Here is an 18199-nt window from a genome sequence, read left to right as displayed (position 1 = left end):
TCGGTTTTAATTGTCAACATTCTTAATCACCGGCCGCTTGTCGTTCAGCCGCTTCTCATACGGTACGCGAAAGCGGCTGAGGTCAGGAGCGTTCGGTTGTTTGCGTTTTAATTCATACTGGTAGATGGTCTGGCCCAGTTGGTACAGAAACGGATGGCCCACTTGTTCGTATTCATACCTGTCGTCATTCAGAATGCCGTCGCTGTTGACGTAAATCGTGGCCGACAGCATGAACTCAACCTTGTTCTTGAAGTCAGCTACGTAGGAGGCATCCGTCAGGAAGCCATACGCCCACCCCACTTTATTGAATACCCGAAGGCCGTCCGGCATCTGTTTATGCAGGCTGTCGCGGAAGAAGAACTTGACATAGCTGTCGTAATATTGCGTTGCGTCGTATTTGGGGTAATTGGTTTCGCCGGGATACTGAGAAAGATACTGGTACAGGAATGTATAATCGTCGTCGGTCAGATTGAATCGTTGACGGGGTGGCACAGCGTTGGGGAACATGACCGATTTCAGTATCTGGTGGAGGCTTTCCAGCGGCAGCTTATTGCGCGTTGTGAAGTCAAACGGTTCGTTGACAAGGCTATCCCGGACGTAATACCCTTTGCCCAGTTTGGCCGACCGACTAAAATCAAACGGAACGGTGTTGTAAGCCGCTGGTTGCGCCAGGATCAGTTTACCATCTTCCTGAATAAACCGGACCGGGTTGGTATGCCGATTTTCGTCGGCCGTCATGCGCACGAAGCGGTGCGTGATGCGCGTATCGAGGTAGCCGCGAGCGTGTAGGGACTCATTGATAGCCTGCTGACCAACGAACTCGTACATGCGACTGTATGGATCGTTCTCACTGACCAGAAAGGCTTTCCGGATCAGATGCGCAATGGACGGATAACCCGACTGCGCCGTTGTGTCGGTCCACTCTTTGGTTTGTTTGCTGTAGGCGCTATCAAACTGCATGGCCGTAGACCTCGTCACCTGCGGATTTTTCAGGTTATTCAGCTTCTCCAGCGACAGCAACGTCAGCGGTAATTTGACCGTAGAAGCGGGATTAAAATATTCCGTACTGTCGACCCGAAAATAGTAGTTCGTGAAGGTGGGTACGTTGTTTTTGTCCCGATTTATCTGCGTGTAAATAATCTGCAACCGGTATTGGGCCGGGTGTTGAATGACCTGCTGGAACGTAGCATTGCGGTTGGTAGCAAAGAGCTTGGTGAGGAACGAGTCGGTTCGGGGCTGTCCGAAGCTCGTAAAGAAACATAGGGATAGAAGCCCAGACAAGAGGGTCTTATGTCGCTGCATGGCCAACAAAATACGAAATTCGGGCAGAAAAGCCTGCTCCTGAAAATCACCCCGACGAAATGGCCATGTTCCCGGTTGTCGTTTTACAGCCTGAACTTACATGTAGGCAGTAAAACGACCTGCTTCGGGTTATGACGTCAATCTGGTTTGAGCGGAGGGCCGACGTATCGTATGCCGTGTTTTTCTGCCCGCGCCCGACGGGCCTCCAGGCTCTGGTCTGGTTCCTGGCTGGCCGTGCGGAAGTGCTCTTCCATCGTGCCGGCAGGCTGGTGCATAATAACGAGACGGGCGGTGCCTTCGCTGGTTTTTACGAAGGCATGAGGTACACCCAGCGGTGCTAACAACGAATCACCCGCTTTCAGTCGAAGGATGTCATCGCCCACCTGGAATTTGAACTCACCATCCATGACAAAAAACCACTCATCGCAGTCGGTATGCGCGTGTAGCAACGGGCCAACCTTCTCATGTCGGAGGGTGTCGAAAATAACACAGCGCCCATCGGTGTCTTTACCGGATACTTTCACGGTAAAGGTGGCATCTAAAAATTTGAATGGTTGATTAATTCGATCTTGACCAGCCCTGACCAATACACCTTTTTTAGGGATTTTCCGGCTGGCATCATGTGCTTCGGCTAATGGCGGCAGGACAAAAGCGAACGAAGTAGCGACAAAGGGTAGTTGGAGGAACAAGCGTCGTTGCATGACTAAGGGGCGATTGCGTAATAAAAGATACAGATTTGTCAATTGTTGATAGTCAGCTCTTTATTCAGCGGTAAGTAATTCGCTTGACTGATTCAGCCGGGCCTTTTTTCGCCACGGCTGCGCTTTCCCGTACGTCAGCGACCGCCACAGCCACTCGACCGGACCGAATTGATAACGGCTTAGCCACCAGTTTGAGAAAGGAATCTGCAAGGCAAAAAACGCCAGTCCTAAACCAACCGACGTAGTCATGCCGAGTTTGCCGATCTGGCCTAAGCCGTACCCCAGAAAGACGAGTACGCCAAAAGCGGTTCCGCACAGATAGGTTGTCAGTCCCATCCGCCCAACGGCTACCAGCGACCGCAAAAATTGGGCTTTTGTTTGCCAGAATAGCAACGTAACGGCTGCCACATAGAACGCCGACAGGCTTGCCTGATGTAGATCAAAAGCAGTCAGGTTAATAACGCCCTGCCACCCTGGAGTCGGTGGCCCCAACGTAACGCCACCGGTCAGTATGGCTACTGTAGTAGACACAACGGCCATCAATCCAGACGAAATGAATAGCCGCCGGAAGAATTGTCGGTGAGCAGGGCTATCGGTAAAATAGCGCTTGCGACCTACGTACAGACCCAGCAGGAATAACCCGAAGGTGATGAATAATCGACCGGTGAAAAGCTGGAAAAAGAGCGTGCTGATCAATCCCTCCCGGGCATTCATCGTGATAACGTCTGCGAGTGTACCGCTGCTTTTGATTCGATATCCCTCTTCGGCCATCCGGGCGAACGCAGCGCCTTCTTTTTGACTCGCTTCCACTTGAGCGGCCGTTGGTGGAGGGGCATTTACGGAGGTTAGCCGACCCACCAGCAATGGGGCGTTGAGTACCAGCAATGTACCAAGCATTAGTATTGCCCAATTGGGTAGCCGACGTACTACGATCAGGAGAAGACCTAGAACAGCATAAATTCTGAGAATATCGCCCGAGTAAAACAGGCTGTGAATGAAACCAATGGCAAACAGGATAACTAATCGCCAGCGTGTTCGGCCTGCAAAAGAACGCCCGGCTTTAGCTGCGTTATCCATCTGAATGGCAAAACTCAGCCCGAACAGAAAAGAGAAAATAGTAAAGAATTTACCAAACGTTAGGTACGTACCAAGGTCATTGACCCACTTGTCCAACGGAGAAAAAAGGATGTTGTAAGTAGCCGGAGACGGGCCAGCCAGAAACTGACCACTGCTATGGGCGACAATGATACCAATGAGTGCGAAGCCGCGCAAGGCATCGATGACCTGAATGCGGTCCGTATTTTTCAGCGAAGAAGGTTCCATATGTATCAGATGGTGTGGTAAGATTAAGGCCAGCCACGTTCATTGCCAATCGGTTCAATGCCGAAATGCCAGTATGATAACACAAAGCGTAATTATCTGCCTATCAGGCGTATTAATACGCCCGGCGGGTTTGTTAGCCCACAATGGTCAATATAGCGTTGACTTTTCTTTCAGTTGGCCAATCAGGAAAGCGAAGGTCGGCAGAGCACATCTCTTCTATTAGTCAAATGGGTGCCTGTGATATTAGTAGGATTGGCCAAACGCCAACTCATCGCAGCGTTAAAACTGGAAGTAGATGAATGAACCGCTGCTTTTCTGCGTCAGAATCACCAGAATCAGCAGGCTCGACCAGCCCAGACTCAGCCCCCACCAGGGTAGGCGCTGCGACAGGGCCAGCAGCGAACTGTTTCGCATCAACCAGTGGCAGATGATGATACCGGCCGTAACACTACTGACCGTCAGGATGGCCAGATTTGTGAGCATGGGTGCACCGTCTGGAATGATCCCGAACATCGACAACAGTAGTAAAGTAGCACCACCGAACGTAGGAGCCCGGAAAAAGACCCACGTTATGTTTACCAGAAACAGCGTCAGCATTGCCAGACCAAACTGCGCTAATGGACTGGAAACGTTTATGGGCGGAATAACACCCGCGCGACTGACTACCGATTCACTGACTGCTGCTGCCGTCCGCATTTCCCGGCGACGGGCGGCCCTTTCCCGCCAGAATCGCTCGATGCAGAGAAACAACCCGTGCAACGCTCCCCAAACCACAAACGTCCACGAAGCTCCATGCCAGAGTCCACCAAGCAGCATGGTAATCATGAGGTTGATGTACGTCCTGACCGTGCCATGGCGGTTGCCTCCCAATGGAATGTAGAGGTAATCACGAAGCCAGGTAGAAAGGGTGATGTGCCAGCGACGCCAGAAATCCGAAAAACCAATAGCGGCATACGGGTACCGAAAATTGTCGGGCAGCACGAATCCCAGGCAGAGCGACACGCCAATAGCACAGGTTGAATAACCCGCAAAATCACAAAAGATTTGCCCCGAGAAAGCCAGTACTCCCATCCAGGCATCGAGCGTTTGTACCGGAAATGGCAGGCCGAAGATCAGATCAGCCGTATCAGCCAGCAATCCGTCGGCAATGGTCACCTTCATAAACAAGCCCAGCGAAAGCAGGAACAACCCCCAGCTCAGTTGCTCCGCTGTGGCCCGCCGAGGTGTTTTAAATTGCGGAATCAGGTCTTCCGGACGTACGATAGGCCCAGCCACCAGGTGCGGGAAATACGTAACGAACAGGGCGAAATTCAGAAATGAAGGCTCGGGCGCAAACTTGCGCCGGTACACATCCAGTGTGTACGAAAGCGTAACGAAGGTGTAGAATGAGATACCGACCGGCAGGATGATGTCGGGCTTCGCGGCCTGGAAGGTAACGCCCAGGACCGACAGCAAAGCCGTGAAATTTTCCAGCAAAAACCCGCCGTACTTGAAGTAAGAGAGCATTCCCAGGTTAAGTATCAAACTGACTGTCAGCAGGAGTTTCCGGTTGCGGGGGCGTTGTTCAATGGCAATCAGCTTCGCCATGTAGAAATCGACGACCGTTGAGAGCCACAGTAGCAGAATGAAAGGCGGATTCCAGAGAGCATAAAACAGATAACTGGCCAGCAACAGATTTATCTTCTTTACCTTCCAGGAAAAAGGCAGGTTGTGCAGCACCAGAATGACCGCAAAAAAGACGATGAAGGTGTAGGAGTTGAAGACCATGGTTGGGGTTAGTTAAAGCGACGAGGAAGATGATTTTGATGACGATGCGGATAAATCTCGTTGCAACGACCAGCCCATTTTCTGCTCAATGATCGGTATTAGTGCCTGTGTAAATCGTTCGGCATCTTCAGGCGACAGGTGAGACCATTCCGGGCAGGTAAAGCGGGTTAAGGCTGGATAATCGGAAAAGTAAATTCCCGGCGTTTGCGTATAGGAAAGGAGTCGATCCCAGTATTGCGCCCGCGGAAACAGTTTCTTCTCCGTCTCATACATCGGTCCATCCGAAGGCGTACGGATAAAAAGAACCTGACCACCCCGTGACCGAATCTGATCAATTGACTGCTTAGTCGCCTTCAGAATATCCAGTAAGGGTGGACCTGCTATAGCTCCTCTGGGGCTATGCGCCCCAATCTCCAGCCACATTCGTTTTACTTTATTCTGAATGGCCGTATCCGCGACCATAGCATCGGTCATGTGCGTTTGCCTGTCAAATTCATTGACTGAAAACTCGTACGGAAATTTTGGGCCACCCCACGTACCAGGCCTTTCCGGAATCGGCACCTGACTCAGAATCGGATTCAGCGCTAGATTCAGATCATCGAGAAACAGAAAATTCGCTTCCAGAGCGCGGTTGATCTGAAAGCTGATCTGTTGCGAAAGCGACCAGTTCGGATAAGCAGCGACTCGTTTGTTCGCTTCCTTTTCTGGAAAGGAACCTGATGGCGTAAAAAACAAAGGCTCTGTTACGTCGATCAATAAGGTTCCTTTGAAATTCGGGTCATTTCCTAAATCGGTCAGCAAGGGTCGGGGAGACGTACCGACGAGGGAGAGCTGAATTGGTTTTTCACGGGTGATACGTTGCCAGGTAGCTAAATCTAAATCGAATTTGATTCGGGAGGAGCCAATCAGGACAGGTCTGGCCGGACTACTCTCGTAAATCTGTTTGCGGGTATAAGCCCAAAGACTTTCGTCGTCATTATAGGCGAGAATGTAGTGTTTATGCCGCCAATAGGCTTCCCACCCGGCCACACAGGTCAGCACGAGTACCAGGGTTAGCCAGGCGGCTTTGGAGTAATGTGTTGTGTTCATCCCGATACGGGTTGGGTTTATGTTTAGGAGAATGGTTGAGTCGGCTGGTAAGATTGTCTGGACTAATTCATATCGATCAGGGTTGAGTCGGCCACATCCGAATTAATCGTTAGTGCCTGCCGCAGTCGATACCATAGCTACTCGATTTTATGCTTCATACTATTCCCAGAAAGTAGGATGAAGGGCCTCAATAAAAATCTATATAAATCTGTAAATCAATGTGTAACAATGCTGCTTTGCTTGAGCGAACGGTAGAATCTATTTTGTGAACGGCTGGTTATATTAAGCTGCTAAGCCAGCAATAACCCTAGTGCCGGGCCAATCAATTAGCCCGGCGGGTTTCGTCTTCGGAGGCAGTGCGCCGTTGACGTTCGCTTTTGATTTGCTGGTTACCGAAACTGTAGGTTAGATTCAGCAGTACGATGCGCGTGTCGAACGCTAAACGAGTTTGGGACTGATAATCCGGAGTGTTGGCTGTAGGAATAAACTGGTTTGTATGCAGTACATCCTGCCCACTCAGCTTCAGTTTCAACCGGGTACCCACCGCTTTCTGAACACCCACGTCCAGCGATCCTACCCAGGGTGTACGCCAAATGCCGTTCACGGCCGGGGTGCTAACCCAACCGTTGAGTTCGGCGGTCCAGCCTTTGCCCAGTGTGAAGGCGTTGTTGGCGTTAAGCCGTCCCGCTACGTTCTCGACCTGCAGGAGTGTTCCTTCATAATCGTACTGAAAGCGGTTGTAATAGCCTAGCCAGTTGGTCTGCAACTGCCAGCCTTTCATTACCGTCAGTGGCACGCCCAGCGTCAGGGTATAGCCCCGCATCAGGCCGAGGTTTTCAAACGTGACGTAGGTTTTATTACCCTCTACCGGGTGAATCGTGAAAAACATCAGGTCGGTGGTGCGGCTGTACGCCAGTGATGCAAATACGTTGTTCTTCAGCGTATATTTTGCTTCGGTGGAGTGCGTGAACTGGGGTTGCAGATACGCATTCCCGATGCTGAACGCAAACGGATTGACAAAGCCCCGCGCCGGGTTTAGATTTTGGTAGCTGGGCCGGTCGATGCGGTAGCTGTACGACAAGGTCAGCGTTTGCCCTTTCGCCAGTGGGTGGTTTACAAACAGACTCGGAAACCACTTCAGGTAGTTCCGCTCCACGCGCTGGTTCAACGTGAGCGAATGACCCACTGAATGCGTCTGCTCGACCCGCAAACCGATTTGAACGTCTGTCTTTTTAAGGAGTTTCCCCAACATACTCACATACCCCGCATTGACTCGTTCGGTATATTGAAACCGGTTCGATTGGCTAGGATCGGGCTGTAACCGACCCTGTTGCCCTTCGGCCAGCGTCCCAATACGTATGCGCAGGTCGTTATCCGTTTTGACCGAAGCCGTTTTCAAGCCCGTTTCCAGTTTCCAGCCACCCGGCAGCAGGCGGTTGTAATCGACTTTGGCCGTGCGGATGTCGATGGTGGTCGGCTGAGTCAGCAATAGGCCACCCACGGGCGGAGTTGCTCCCTCCGAAACCACCAGCGTTTCGGTCAGCAGGCTGTTGGCGTGCTGTCGGCTGAAGTGTCCCAGATCAACATCAGCCGTAACCTGCCCGTGCTTTTCGCCAAATGAATGCTGTACGTTCAAGTTGCCGACCTGATTCTGGCTGAAGGTGTCATATGTTTTTTCGGTACGTGCCCGCAGATAAACCGGCCCGTTTTCGGTGCGCCGAAACACGGCGTCGGCGGGGCCGCGTTCCCGGTGGTCGCTCCACAGGCCGGTCCAGACAAGACCGATGGTTGTACGTTGGTTAGGCGAAAAATCCAGCCCGGCTTTGGCGTTCTGGCCCAGGTCGCGGAAGCGCAGGTAAGTCGTCTGTCGGCCAAAATTACGTTGGTTGGGGTTATCCTGAGTCGGGTCAGGCTGGTTAGTGTCCATCAGGAAGTCCCAGTAGTTACCGCCCCGGTTCAGGCTGTAGGAGCCGAACAGATTCAGCTTATTGGCCCGGTGATTCAGTTGCAGACTACCCCGCTCCCGGTCGAACCGCCCTGAGCCCCCCGCTATCGAGATCGTGCCGTTGGTGCCAACATTCGAGTTTTTCTTGAGTCGGATGTTGATTATACCCGAATTGCCAGCCGCGTCATAACGGGCACCGGGATTCGTTATCAGTTCAACCGTCTCGATATTATCGCTCGACATCGACCGTAGCAACGTGATCACTTCCTGCTGGGAAAGGTACATTTGCCGACCATCAATCTGGACAATCACTCCATCTTTGCCGCGCAGTTGCAGCCGCTCGTTCTGGTAATCGACCGTAACGCCAGGTGCTTTCTCCAGCACTTCGAGCGCCGTGCTGCCGCTACCCACGATACTCTGCGCAACGTTGACCACCATCCGGTCGATCTGCTGCTCAATAAACGGCTTCTTGGCCGTAACCTTGACCTCGGCCAGTTTGCTGGTGGCTTCCGTCAACGTCAGCGTAGGTACGTTGACAGGTTCGTTTGTTACGCTAATAGCCGATGAGTAGGCTTTCTGGTAGCCAACCGCCGTAACCCGCACCAGATACTCTCCCGCCTGTACGTTCTCAAAGGCATACAGCCCCTGCGCGTCACTATTCCTTTCTTTAACGAGCCGGTCCAACGTATCGCCTGAATCTCGGGCGTTGAGTAGAGCCACCGTCGCGAAGGGTAATGGTTTACCCGCGTTGTCGTGGACCAATCCATGCAGTGTCGTCTGTGCCCAGACTCTCGTGAACGGCACAGATATAATGAGCAAAAGAAGTAATGTTGTTTTCATGGTTAAAAAGAGTTGTAAGGCCAGGGGTAGCCCAGCGGTACCATTTGTTATCTGTTTTGCGTTACCTCCGGACGGTTGGAATAGAGCGGAAAGCCGAGGTCGTAGAAGAGCTGATCGTTGCCGTAGCTGGTGTAGGTTTTCAGAATCTTGTTGTCCCGTACATGCGCCAGTTCGTAGAAAGCTATCCGAACGGGTTTGCACTGGTAGCGCTTATCCTGCGCTGACCAGACTGCCTTTATGAACACCCATGTACCTTGCCGGTCGCCATCCGAGACGCTGACAAACTTCTTATCTTCAATAATGAACTGCTGGTCTGCGAACAGCCGCCCGTTGTGTTCCCACTGGGTAAACAACTCGTCAGCTATCAGGAACTCGTAAAGTCCAGGGCCATAAGCGCGAAAATTGTTGGCGATTCGTTCATGGGCGGCTTCAAACTGACCCTCCATGATGTCATTCATAAATCCGGTAACCAGTCGCACACTGGCGGAGTCCAGAATGTTCTCAGCCGTAAGATCAGGATACTTACCGCTGAAGTAAGCCAGTTCGGCCGCGTTAGGCTGCTCCAAAGGCGGTAGTGCCCGAAAGTCCTGCGCCTGTACTGACGTCAGGGCGCTAAAAAGGAGGGGGAGGATTACGGTCGTTTTCATATGGGTTGTGGAGGTTGTAGTTAATGACTTGCCAATAAGCTGTCTGACTTAGGAGGGGCAGTGATCATCACGATACGATCAGTCATTTTCGGTTCAATCCGGAATTGCTGCGTATACCGGGCAAAGCGGTCGCTCAACTCAATTGTGTAAACCCCGTAAGGTAAAGCTGACAAGTCGAGTCGGCCGGCATACTTCGGTTTTGATACGTAGTCATTGTAAAATGTTTCCTGCTTTTCGTTCGTGATATGGATTCGTACGGCACCGCTCGGGTAGCCGTCCAGGCGAACTATAATGGCGGTTCTTCGGGCATCAGGGTGAATAAAAGCACGAATACTAACCGGTGACTCGGTCAGATAATCCCGACCAGCGAAGGTCTGGGCGTAGAGCGAAGGCGTAGTCAGAGCGAAACCCAGGAACAGTACACAACTGATCAGGTTCCGCAGTGACGGACGTAGGTAAAGTGCGTTCATGGGGTGAATAGATAGCTTTCTTGCTGAGTCGTTGATAGACAGGTAGTTGGTAACAGAATTATGCTGACAAACGTATAAGTCGGCTTTCGCACCCGAAAACACTTCAGGACGAGCGTATTAAGTTTCTGCGTAAAGCGTAGCATTTATGAGCCACTGAACGAACGGTAGCGAACACGACCGTTCGCTTGCCCCACTCAGAAAAACGACCAGTCACTCAAAAGACTGACCATTCACGCTGCTTGAAGTATTGTAATGATCTGGATTTTAGTAGCTTACCTCAGGGAGTATATGAATTAGAGACTGCCTTATCTAAACCGTCGCATGAGGAATCGCTACCGCTTCATTTGGCTGGCTTTTATTACGGCTATATTGTATTGGGGGCTAACGGCTCCAATAGAGAAGATGTCGATGAGATTTCCTATGGAGGGGCTACAGCTCAGTAAAGGCTGGAAGTGGCATCCAGGCGATACGTTGGCGTGGGCAAGACCAGAATTTGATGACAGTCAATGGCCTCCCATTGACCCTACTCAGGATGTTATGGACTTATCCCAGATTCAGGACGGTAAGATTGTCTGGATGCGGCTCAGGATAAGCCTTGATACGGTCTTGCCGGGTAAATCGTTAGCACTCAAAATTTCTCATGTCGGGGCTTCCGAAGTCTATGTTAATGGACAATTGATAAAACGGTTTGGTGCCCTGAACGCTTCATCTGTAAAAGCCGGCTGTTATTCTACGTTTCTTGGGTTACCTATCAGCCGTTCTAATGTCTTGATAGCGATTCGGGGTGCTTTTCAGAAAGGATTACCATATAACCGATTTGGTAGTGTGCCCAATTTCTTCTTTAATGCTTCACTGGTTCCGGTTGAGGAGGTTGAAAATTTCAATCTTTATTTTATTGGAACAATGATGGCGTTTGCGTTCACTAAAGTAGGTGCCTTCCTGCTTTTGTTTTTCTTGCATTTCACCTTCTACACCTTCTATCCGGTTCAGAAAGCCAACCTCTATTTTTCCGGCATGGCCCTATGTTACGGAATCCACATTCTGATGTGGGTTCTGTTTGTGTATAACAAACCAATGGACAATCTGCCCCTCATACTGTATTGTGGTTTGCTGCGTGGCCCTGTCTATACACTTACTTACCTGCTGCTGCTACGGGCTTTATTCGCCCTGTTTAATTACAAACCGGATTTCATTTTCTGGAGTACAGTTGCTTGTTGCATTTTCCTTCTGGTACTCTTTTATACTGATTATTACAATGGCGTACGATTGTCTGAAGTCTGGACGACCAACATAAGTGCATTGGCCTGCTTTTACGTAGCGATCAAGGCCCTTTTAGACAAGAAGCGAAACGCCCTCCTGATTCTTTGTGGCATGGTGCTATCGATGGTGGCCTTAGAGATACGATACCTGATACACCTTTATGGATATTTTCCCCAATTGTGGAAAGGGCATATTGCAAGTTTATTAGATTTCATTGGGGTGATGAGTATCCCGCTTTGTATATCGTGGTTTTTGGGCGAAAACTTTGCTTTTATCAACCGGAGTTTATCAGCCAAGCTCATCGAAATACAACAATTAGCGTCTGAAAAGCAGCAACTGCTTATCAGCCAAAAAGAAAACCTGGAGCGGCAGGTAGCCGAACGTACCCGGGAAATTGAAACCCAAAGCCGCCTTATCGAAGCACAGCACATCCGCCAGCTTGAAACCGAGTTTGAGCAGAAGCTGGCCGATACCGAAATGACCGCCCTGCGTGCCCAGATGAACCCGCACTTTATCTTCAACTGCCTCAACTCCATCAAGCTCTACACCTTGGAGAACGACGCAGAACGGGCTTCGGAATACCTAACCAAGTTCTCCCGGCTCATTCGCCTGGTACTGGAAAACTCCCGATCAGAACTGGTCACTCTGCACAATGAACTCGAAGCCCTGCGGCTCTACATCGAACTGGAGGCCATGCGTTTCAAACATAAACTTCAGTACAGTATCCAGGTGGACCCAGCCGTTGACCAGCAGTATCTACGTATCCCGCCGTTGTTGTTGCAACCGTACGTAGAGAACGCCATCTGGCATGGGCTCATGCACAAGCCCGAAGGCGGCATCATTACCATCGAGATTGAGCAACCGCACGAGAGCCTGCTGCATATTGAAATCACTGACGATGGCATAGGGCGGCAGCGGGCGGCTGAGCTGAAAAGCAAGTCGGCGGGCAAGCACAAGTCGTTTGGCATGCAGGTAACGGCCGACCGCATCCGGATGATTAACCAACTGTATAACATGCAGACCCAGGCCCGGATTGAGGACTTGGTAGATAGTTTCGGGGAGGCTTGTGGGACGCGCGTAACGTTAGAGATACCGGTATGAGAGCGTTGCGACAGTATAGGTGGTTATCTTATCTGCTGGCAGGACTGAACAGTAGCCTTACTTGTACTTTTGCACAGCGACAGGTTATTGACAGTCTGAAGTTTAACTTAGCGCACTCGCAGCAGGACGACGTTCGGTCGTTATTACTAACGGAGTTAGCAGCAAATTATCAGTTCTTCAACGCGGATACGGCCATTTTACTGACGCAACAGGCCTCTGAAATTGCCGTCCGCAGTCACTTTCCCAAAGGGGAAGCGGCTGCACTAACCCGCCTGGGTGAAGTGTACAGACTTCGGGGCGATTATGCCAAAGCGCTGGACACTCACTTTAAAGCGCTTTCTGTGAGTCGGAAAACGAATGATTTATCGGAAGAAGCTAATACGCTGAGCTTTGCCGCTATAGTCTACAACGAGTTGGGTGAATATCGTCGAGGGCTTGATTACTTGTTCCAAGCGGAGCGTATCTATCACCAAAGTCCTTTTGAGTCGCGAGCCTACAGACCGTTCGGTAAGAGAGCGGCCTACGCGGGATTTCGATTATCAAATATTGGTGACGCCTATCAACAATTGGGCATGCTTGACTCGGCTCTTTTCTTCCAGCAGCAAGCGCTGCGTATGCCCAGCTCCGGCTTAAGTTATATTCCCTCCCAAGGGCTGAAAGCCTTGATTCTGGAACGGTTAGCGTTGATTAAACAGCTTCGACATGATTTGCAGGGTGCCCTGGTTTACAACCATCAGGCACTTATAGTGGCAAGCCAGGTAGATGATTTGCTCAACAAAACAAGAAGTAAGTATCAGCTTGCGGAGGTGTATGCTGCTCTGGGCAAGGCCGACTCCGGCTTGTATTATGCCAGAGGGGCTTTTCAGGATGCCCAAAAAGTCTTACAGAAGCCTTTGTTGTTAAGTACAAGCAGCCTGCTGGCTCAACTGTATAAATCAAAAAACCAGATAGATAGTGCCTTCTATTTTCAGGAAGTAGCTTCCAAAGTCAAAGACAGCCTATTTAGTGCAGATAGATTTCGTCGGCTGCAAATGTTCATTCTGAATGAGCAGCAACGCAGTTATGAGTTACTTCAAGCGCAGGAAAGATCTAATAGTCGGGTACTTCGTTTAAGCCTGTTAGTAGGATTGGCAGTATCTATTCTAGTTGCTTTCTTCCTATGGCGAAGCAGACAACAACAGCAACGTGCTAACCATATCCTCAATCGTCAGAACGAACAAGTTGAGGCACAACGTAAAGCCCTGGAACAAACGCTTGATGCGCTGAAAGCCACTCAAATACAGCTAATCGAAAAAGAGCGAATGGTTGCGTTAAGGGCGCAGATGAATCCCCACTTTATCTTCAACTGTCTCAACTCCATCAAACTCTACGCCACTGAGAACGATTCAGAAAAAGCATCTGAATACCTGACTAAGTTCTCCCGGCTTATCCGCATGGTACTGGAAAACTCCCGCTCAGAGCGCGTGACACTTCGTAACGAGTTAGATATGCTCCGGCTCTACGCTGATATGGAGATTATGCGTTTCAAGCAAAAACTGTCGTTTGTGGTGGAGCTCGAACCGGGTATTGATGCTGACTTCGTCGAGATACCGCCCCTGCTGTTGCAGCCCTACGTCGAAAATGCAATCTGGCACGGCTTGATGCACAAACCCGAAGGCGGTACTGTCCGCGTCCGGGCCAGCCAGCCACAAGAAAATCTGCTTCAACTGACCATTACCGACGATGGCATAGGCCGGGCCAGAGCTGCCGAGTTACGCAGTAAATCGGCCAGCCACCGCAAGTCATTTGGTTTAAAGTTAACCTCCGAGCGCATCACCTTAGTCAACCAGTTGTACCAGACTCAGGCACAGGTAGCCATTCAGGATCTTGTTGGTGCCGGGGGTCAGCCCGCCGGAACAGAAGTGATTTTACAGATACCTATCTAAAGAGCGAACGAGTAAATGAGTGAAAGAGCGAAAGGCTGAATCACTCATTCACTCTTTCACTATTTAAAGACATGCGCGCTCTCATCATTGACGACGAACCCGACAACGTCCGGCTGCTGGCCCTGCAATTGAACCGGCACTGCCCACAGGTTGAACTGGTTGGGCAGTTTACCGATAGTACCGAAGGACTGCGGGCCATTCAGACCCTGCGGCCCGGCCTGGTGTTCCTCGACATCGAGATGCCGATTATGAACGGCTTTCAACTACTCGAACGAGTGGGGGATATCAACTTCCACATCGTTTTCGTAACAGCCTATGATCAATACGCTGTGCGGGCGTTCCGGTTTTCAGCGCTGGATTACCTGCTCAAGCCTATTGATACCGTTGACCTGATTGCTACCGTGCGCCGGGCTGAAACGACTGCCCGCATCAATCCCCAGCAGTTGGAACTGATGCGGCAATACTACCCCACCGGCACAGCGGGGATTAACCCTCCCGCGAGAGGGCGCATTGCTCTCCCCCACGCCAGCGGGATGGTGTTTGTCGATACAAAGCAGATTGTTTATTGTGAAGCCGATAGTAATTATACTCGCTTTCATCTCGAAGGAGGCCAGCAGTACGTAGTAGCCAAAACCCTTGGGGATGTACAGGAAGTGTTTGAAAGCCGCGATTTCCTGCGGGTACACCGGCAGTACATGGTCAATCTGGAACACATTCAGAAGCTGGTGAAAGGTGAAGGCACCTACCTCCTGCTCACCAACGGCGTCAGCATCCCTGTAGCTCGTCAGCAGAAAGACCGACTCATGGAGCGGTTTGGCTGGGTATGAGCGGGTATAAAAACAGCAAAGCCACGTAACTGGACTGGCTACGTGGCTTTGCTGTCTAATCAATGATTACTGCTTACCTCCACCTTGCTGGCTGGCGGTGCTGGTACTGGCTTTTTGCTCCGGCATCAACACGAACCGGGCAAAGTTGTTGCCGAAGTAGTTGTTGGCGGCTTCCTTCGTGCTTTCGACGGTTACCTTCTTCAGATGCTCGTCTTCCTGCAACACTTCATTAAGGTCGTCGTCATTGTAATATTGATTTGCCAGGTAGCTGAGCCAGAACTGATTGTCCTTTAACTGCAACTCCGTCTCGCGTCGGGTTTCGGCTTTGAATTTGTTGATATCGCCCTGGGCAGCGCCTTTCTGCTTCAGATCGTTGATCAGTTCCTGCGTTTTGGCAATCAGCTTTTCGACGTTCTCCGGCGCACAACCGAAGCCGATGCGGAACGTATAGCGTGGTACGGGGTACTTACTGTAAATCGCACTGGCCCCAACGCCATACACGCCACTTTCTTCCTCGCGTAGTTTCTCAATCAGTTTGATTTCAAGCACTTCGGCCAGCGCATCGAGCTGAGTCGTGTTATCGGTCGTCCAGGTAAAGTCACCGCTGTACACCAACTGAACCGTAGCCTTTGGATCAACACCCCGGTACACCGTTTTGCTGATCTGCCCGGCCGGAATTCGGATGCCGAGGTCTTTGAATTTTTCGGGCTTGCCATTGGTGGGTAAGCCACCAAGGTACTTCTCGACCAGCGGTTTCAGCGTTTTCTCGTCGAAGTTACCCACGAAGAAGAACGTGAAATCACCGGCGTTGGCGAAGCGCTCCTTGTAAATTGTCAATGCCCGGTCGAGGTCGATCTTGTCCAGATCCTCGGGTTTGAGCGGCATCCGGCGTGGGTTGTAGTTACCGAGCGTCACCGATACCGTATCCTGGAACACCCGTGCCGGTGTAGGCGTGTTGATCTGGTTCTGCAACGCACTCTTTTGGTTCGACAGGAACCCTTTCACAACGTCGGCATCTTTCCGGGGCTGCGTCAGGTAGCTATACAACAGTTGCATGGCCGTTTCCAGGTCGCGGGGCGCTGCGCTGCCGCTGACACCTTCGTTCAGTTCCCCGATGTATGGAAACGCACTAACTGATTTTCCGGCGAGGAACTTACCCAACTGAATCTGGTTATATTCGCCGGTTCCACCCAGGGTTGCCAACGTCGAGGCAAACCGGGCCGACATAAAGTCCTTGAGGGCATAGAGCGACGTACCGCCGTAGCTGGTACCCGAGAACAGAATCTGGTCATTCTTGAAGTTCGTGGGTTTCACGACAACCTTCACCCCGTTTTTGAGCGTCCATTCGGTTGCACCGATGTCTTTCAAGGGCTTCTCACTAACCACGGGCGAGGGAACAGGCTCTTTGGCGAGCAGTGGCTTGTTCAGCGTTTCGTCCTTGTAGGCGGTCAGCCCCTTACCGGCGTTATCGATATAGCTGATAATCTGCTCAACGCTGGGTAACTTATCCTTGTCTTTATCGGGAGCCATCACGACCACCGCCCGGTTTTCGTTCCGGATGAACTGATCAACCAGTGCATTCACCTCGGCCAGTTTGATCGTTGCCTGCTCTTTCTTCAGGAAGTCGTAGTAAAACTCGATGCTTGTGTATGGTTCCTTGTCGGTAAAGTTCCGTACGTATTCGTTGACGAAGTTCGACGAGCGGGTTTTGTCGCGCTCTTTATACGCCTGCTCAACACCCGTAAAAAATTCCTGCTTGGCGCGGGCCAGCTCGGTTTCGGTAAAGCCAAACTGCTTCACGCGGGCGTTCTCGTCCAGCACGGCCCGAATGGCCCGCTCTACGTTCCCTTCTTTTGCCACAGCTACGGACGTGAAAGCGTCGAGATTACCCAGGAAATCGCTGTAGTTGCTGTAGCCGAACAGAAATGGGGGATCGGCCTGCTGGGTCAGTTCCTGGATTCGATTCCCAAGCATCGTGTTGAACAAACCCCGCTTGATGCTTTCGCGCAGATCGTTCAGGGTACGTTCTTTAATTTCCGGCCGCTTGTAAATAACCTGAACAACCGTGTTAGGCTGCTCGGGGTCCGTCACAATCACCACTTTGGTATCCTTATGGGCCGGGATGTCGTATTCCGTACGGGGCTTTGGATTCGGGACGGCCGGAATCCGGCTGAATTTCTCCCGAATGATACCTTCCACTTCATTCACGTTGAAATCACCCACGGCAATTACGGCCATCAGATCCGGGCGGTACCAATCTTTATAAAACTGCTCAAGCACCTCCGGCTTAAAGTTTTTGATGACGTCCTCTTTACCGATCGGCAGGCGGTTTGCATACCGGGAGTTGTTCAGGATCAGCGGAAAATATTTGTCGCGCATCCGCTGACCGGCCCCCCGGCCCAGTCGCCATTCTTCGAGCACAACGCCCCGTTCTTTATCGATCTCTTTGGGGTCGAGAGTGGCGTTGTGGGCCCAGTCTTCCAGAATCTGGAAGGCCTGCCGGAATACGTTGGCCGAATCCGTTGGAACGGGCAACTGATACACTGTCTCGTCGAAACCGGTGTAGGCGTTCAGGTCGGCCCCGAAGCGGATACCCGCCGATTGCAGCACATTGACCAGTTCGTTTTTTGGGAAATTTTTGGTGCCGTTGAACTCCATGTGTTCCATGAAGTGCGCCAGCCCCTGCTGTTCGTCGGTTTCCAGCACCGATCCGGCCCGGATCACCAGACGGAGTTCAGCGCGGTTTTTAGGCTCGGCGTTCTTGCGGATGTAATACGTAAGGCCATTCGGTAGCTTACCTACTTTCACGGCAGGATCGGTTGGAATAGGCTTACTGAGGTCGAATCCAGCTTTAGCCGGAGCCGACACTGACTGAGAGGCCGGGGCCTTCGTGGGTTTTGGTTTTGTAGCCGGTTGTGCCAGCACCAGCGTGGTGCTAAGCAGCAGGCTTACGGGAAAAGCAAAACGTACCAGGCGGTCGTTCAAGTACATGATTATGTCAG

12 protein-coding genes are annotated in these 18199 nt (G+C 51.3%); 3 read left to right on the top strand and 9 right to left on the bottom strand.

From position 1 onward, the window contains the following. Nucleotides 1-6 precede the first annotated feature (6 nt). The 8 genes from BN8_RS26545 to BN8_RS26510 all read right to left on the bottom strand — a co-directional run bounded on the left by BN8_RS26545 (nucleotide 7) and on the right by BN8_RS26510 (nucleotide 10084). A complete protein-coding gene (locus BN8_RS26545; RefSeq protein ID WP_009285042.1) occupies nucleotides 7-1302 on the bottom strand; it encodes a serine hydrolase in 1296 nt (431 codons plus the stop codon). 137 nt (nucleotides 1303-1439) lie between these two features. Then, the gene (locus BN8_RS26540; protein ID WP_009285041.1) at nucleotides 1440-2003 is read right to left on the bottom strand and encodes a cupin domain-containing protein; all 564 of its coding nucleotides are present in this window, start codon (nucleotides 2001-2003) and stop codon (nucleotides 1440-1442) included. 60 nt (nucleotides 2004-2063) lie between these two features. Then, nucleotides 2064-3326 (bottom strand): DUF418 domain-containing protein, encoded by a 1263-nt coding sequence (locus BN8_RS26535; RefSeq protein WP_009285040.1) that lies wholly within the window; start codon nucleotides 3324-3326, stop codon nucleotides 2064-2066. Nucleotides 3327-3605: 279 nt separating this feature from the next. Continuing rightward, nucleotides 3606-5093 carry an MBOAT family O-acyltransferase gene (locus BN8_RS26530; RefSeq protein WP_009285039.1) on the bottom strand — a complete coding sequence of 496 codons (1488 nt, stop codon included), beginning with the start codon at nucleotides 5091-5093 and terminating at the stop codon, nucleotides 3606-3608. A gap of 12 nt (nucleotides 5094-5105) precedes the next feature. After that, entirely contained in the window at nucleotides 5106-6182 is a 1077-nt protein-coding gene (locus BN8_RS26525) for a hypothetical protein (RefSeq protein WP_009285038.1), read from the bottom strand. A 322-nt stretch (nucleotides 6183-6504) separates the two neighbouring features. Then, nucleotides 6505-8967 (bottom strand): outer membrane beta-barrel family protein, encoded by a 2463-nt coding sequence (locus tag BN8_RS26520; RefSeq protein ID WP_009285037.1) that lies wholly within the window; start codon nucleotides 8965-8967, stop codon nucleotides 6505-6507. Between the two features lie 47 nt (nucleotides 8968-9014). Further along, the gene (locus BN8_RS26515) at nucleotides 9015-9614 is read right to left on the bottom strand and encodes a hypothetical protein (RefSeq protein ID WP_009285036.1); all 600 of its coding nucleotides are present in this window, start codon (nucleotides 9612-9614) and stop codon (nucleotides 9015-9017) included. 20 nt (nucleotides 9615-9634) lie between these two features. Next, a complete protein-coding gene (locus BN8_RS26510; protein ID WP_009285035.1) occupies nucleotides 9635-10084 on the bottom strand; it encodes a hypothetical protein in 450 nt (149 codons plus the stop codon). Between the two features lie 321 nt (nucleotides 10085-10405). On the opposite strand from BN8_RS26510, the gene BN8_RS32090 reads away from it, so the two are divergent. The 3 genes from BN8_RS32090 to BN8_RS26495 all read left to right on the top strand — a co-directional run bounded on the left by BN8_RS32090 (nucleotide 10406) and on the right by BN8_RS26495 (nucleotide 15197). Continuing rightward, a complete protein-coding gene (locus BN8_RS32090) occupies nucleotides 10406-12445 on the top strand; it encodes a sensor histidine kinase (protein WP_009285034.1) in 2040 nt (679 codons plus the stop codon). Then, a complete protein-coding gene (locus BN8_RS32085) occupies nucleotides 12442-14370 on the top strand; it encodes a tetratricopeptide repeat-containing sensor histidine kinase (protein ID WP_009285033.1) in 1929 nt (642 codons plus the stop codon). The genes BN8_RS32090 and BN8_RS32085 overlap by 4 nt, the downstream gene beginning before the upstream one ends. Nucleotides 14371-14441: 71 nt before the next feature. Further along, entirely contained in the window at nucleotides 14442-15197 is a 756-nt protein-coding gene (locus BN8_RS26495; protein WP_009285032.1) for a LytR/AlgR family response regulator transcription factor, read from the top strand. A 66-nt stretch (nucleotides 15198-15263) separates the two neighbouring features. On the opposite strand, the gene BN8_RS26490 is transcribed toward BN8_RS26495, so the two are convergent. After that, complete coding sequence (locus BN8_RS26490) at nucleotides 15264-18188, bottom strand: M16 family metallopeptidase (RefSeq protein WP_009285031.1); 2925 nt, start codon at nucleotides 18186-18188, stop codon at nucleotides 15264-15266. Between the last annotated feature and the right edge of the window lie 11 nt (nucleotides 18189-18199).

This window comes from Fibrisoma limi BUZ 3, from assembly GCF_000296815.2.
GTDB lineage: Bacteria > Bacteroidota > Bacteroidia > Cytophagales > Spirosomataceae > Fibrisoma > Fibrisoma limi.
Note: the sequence above shows the minus strand (reverse complement) of the source record. Positions and strands in the feature narration are given on the sequence as shown.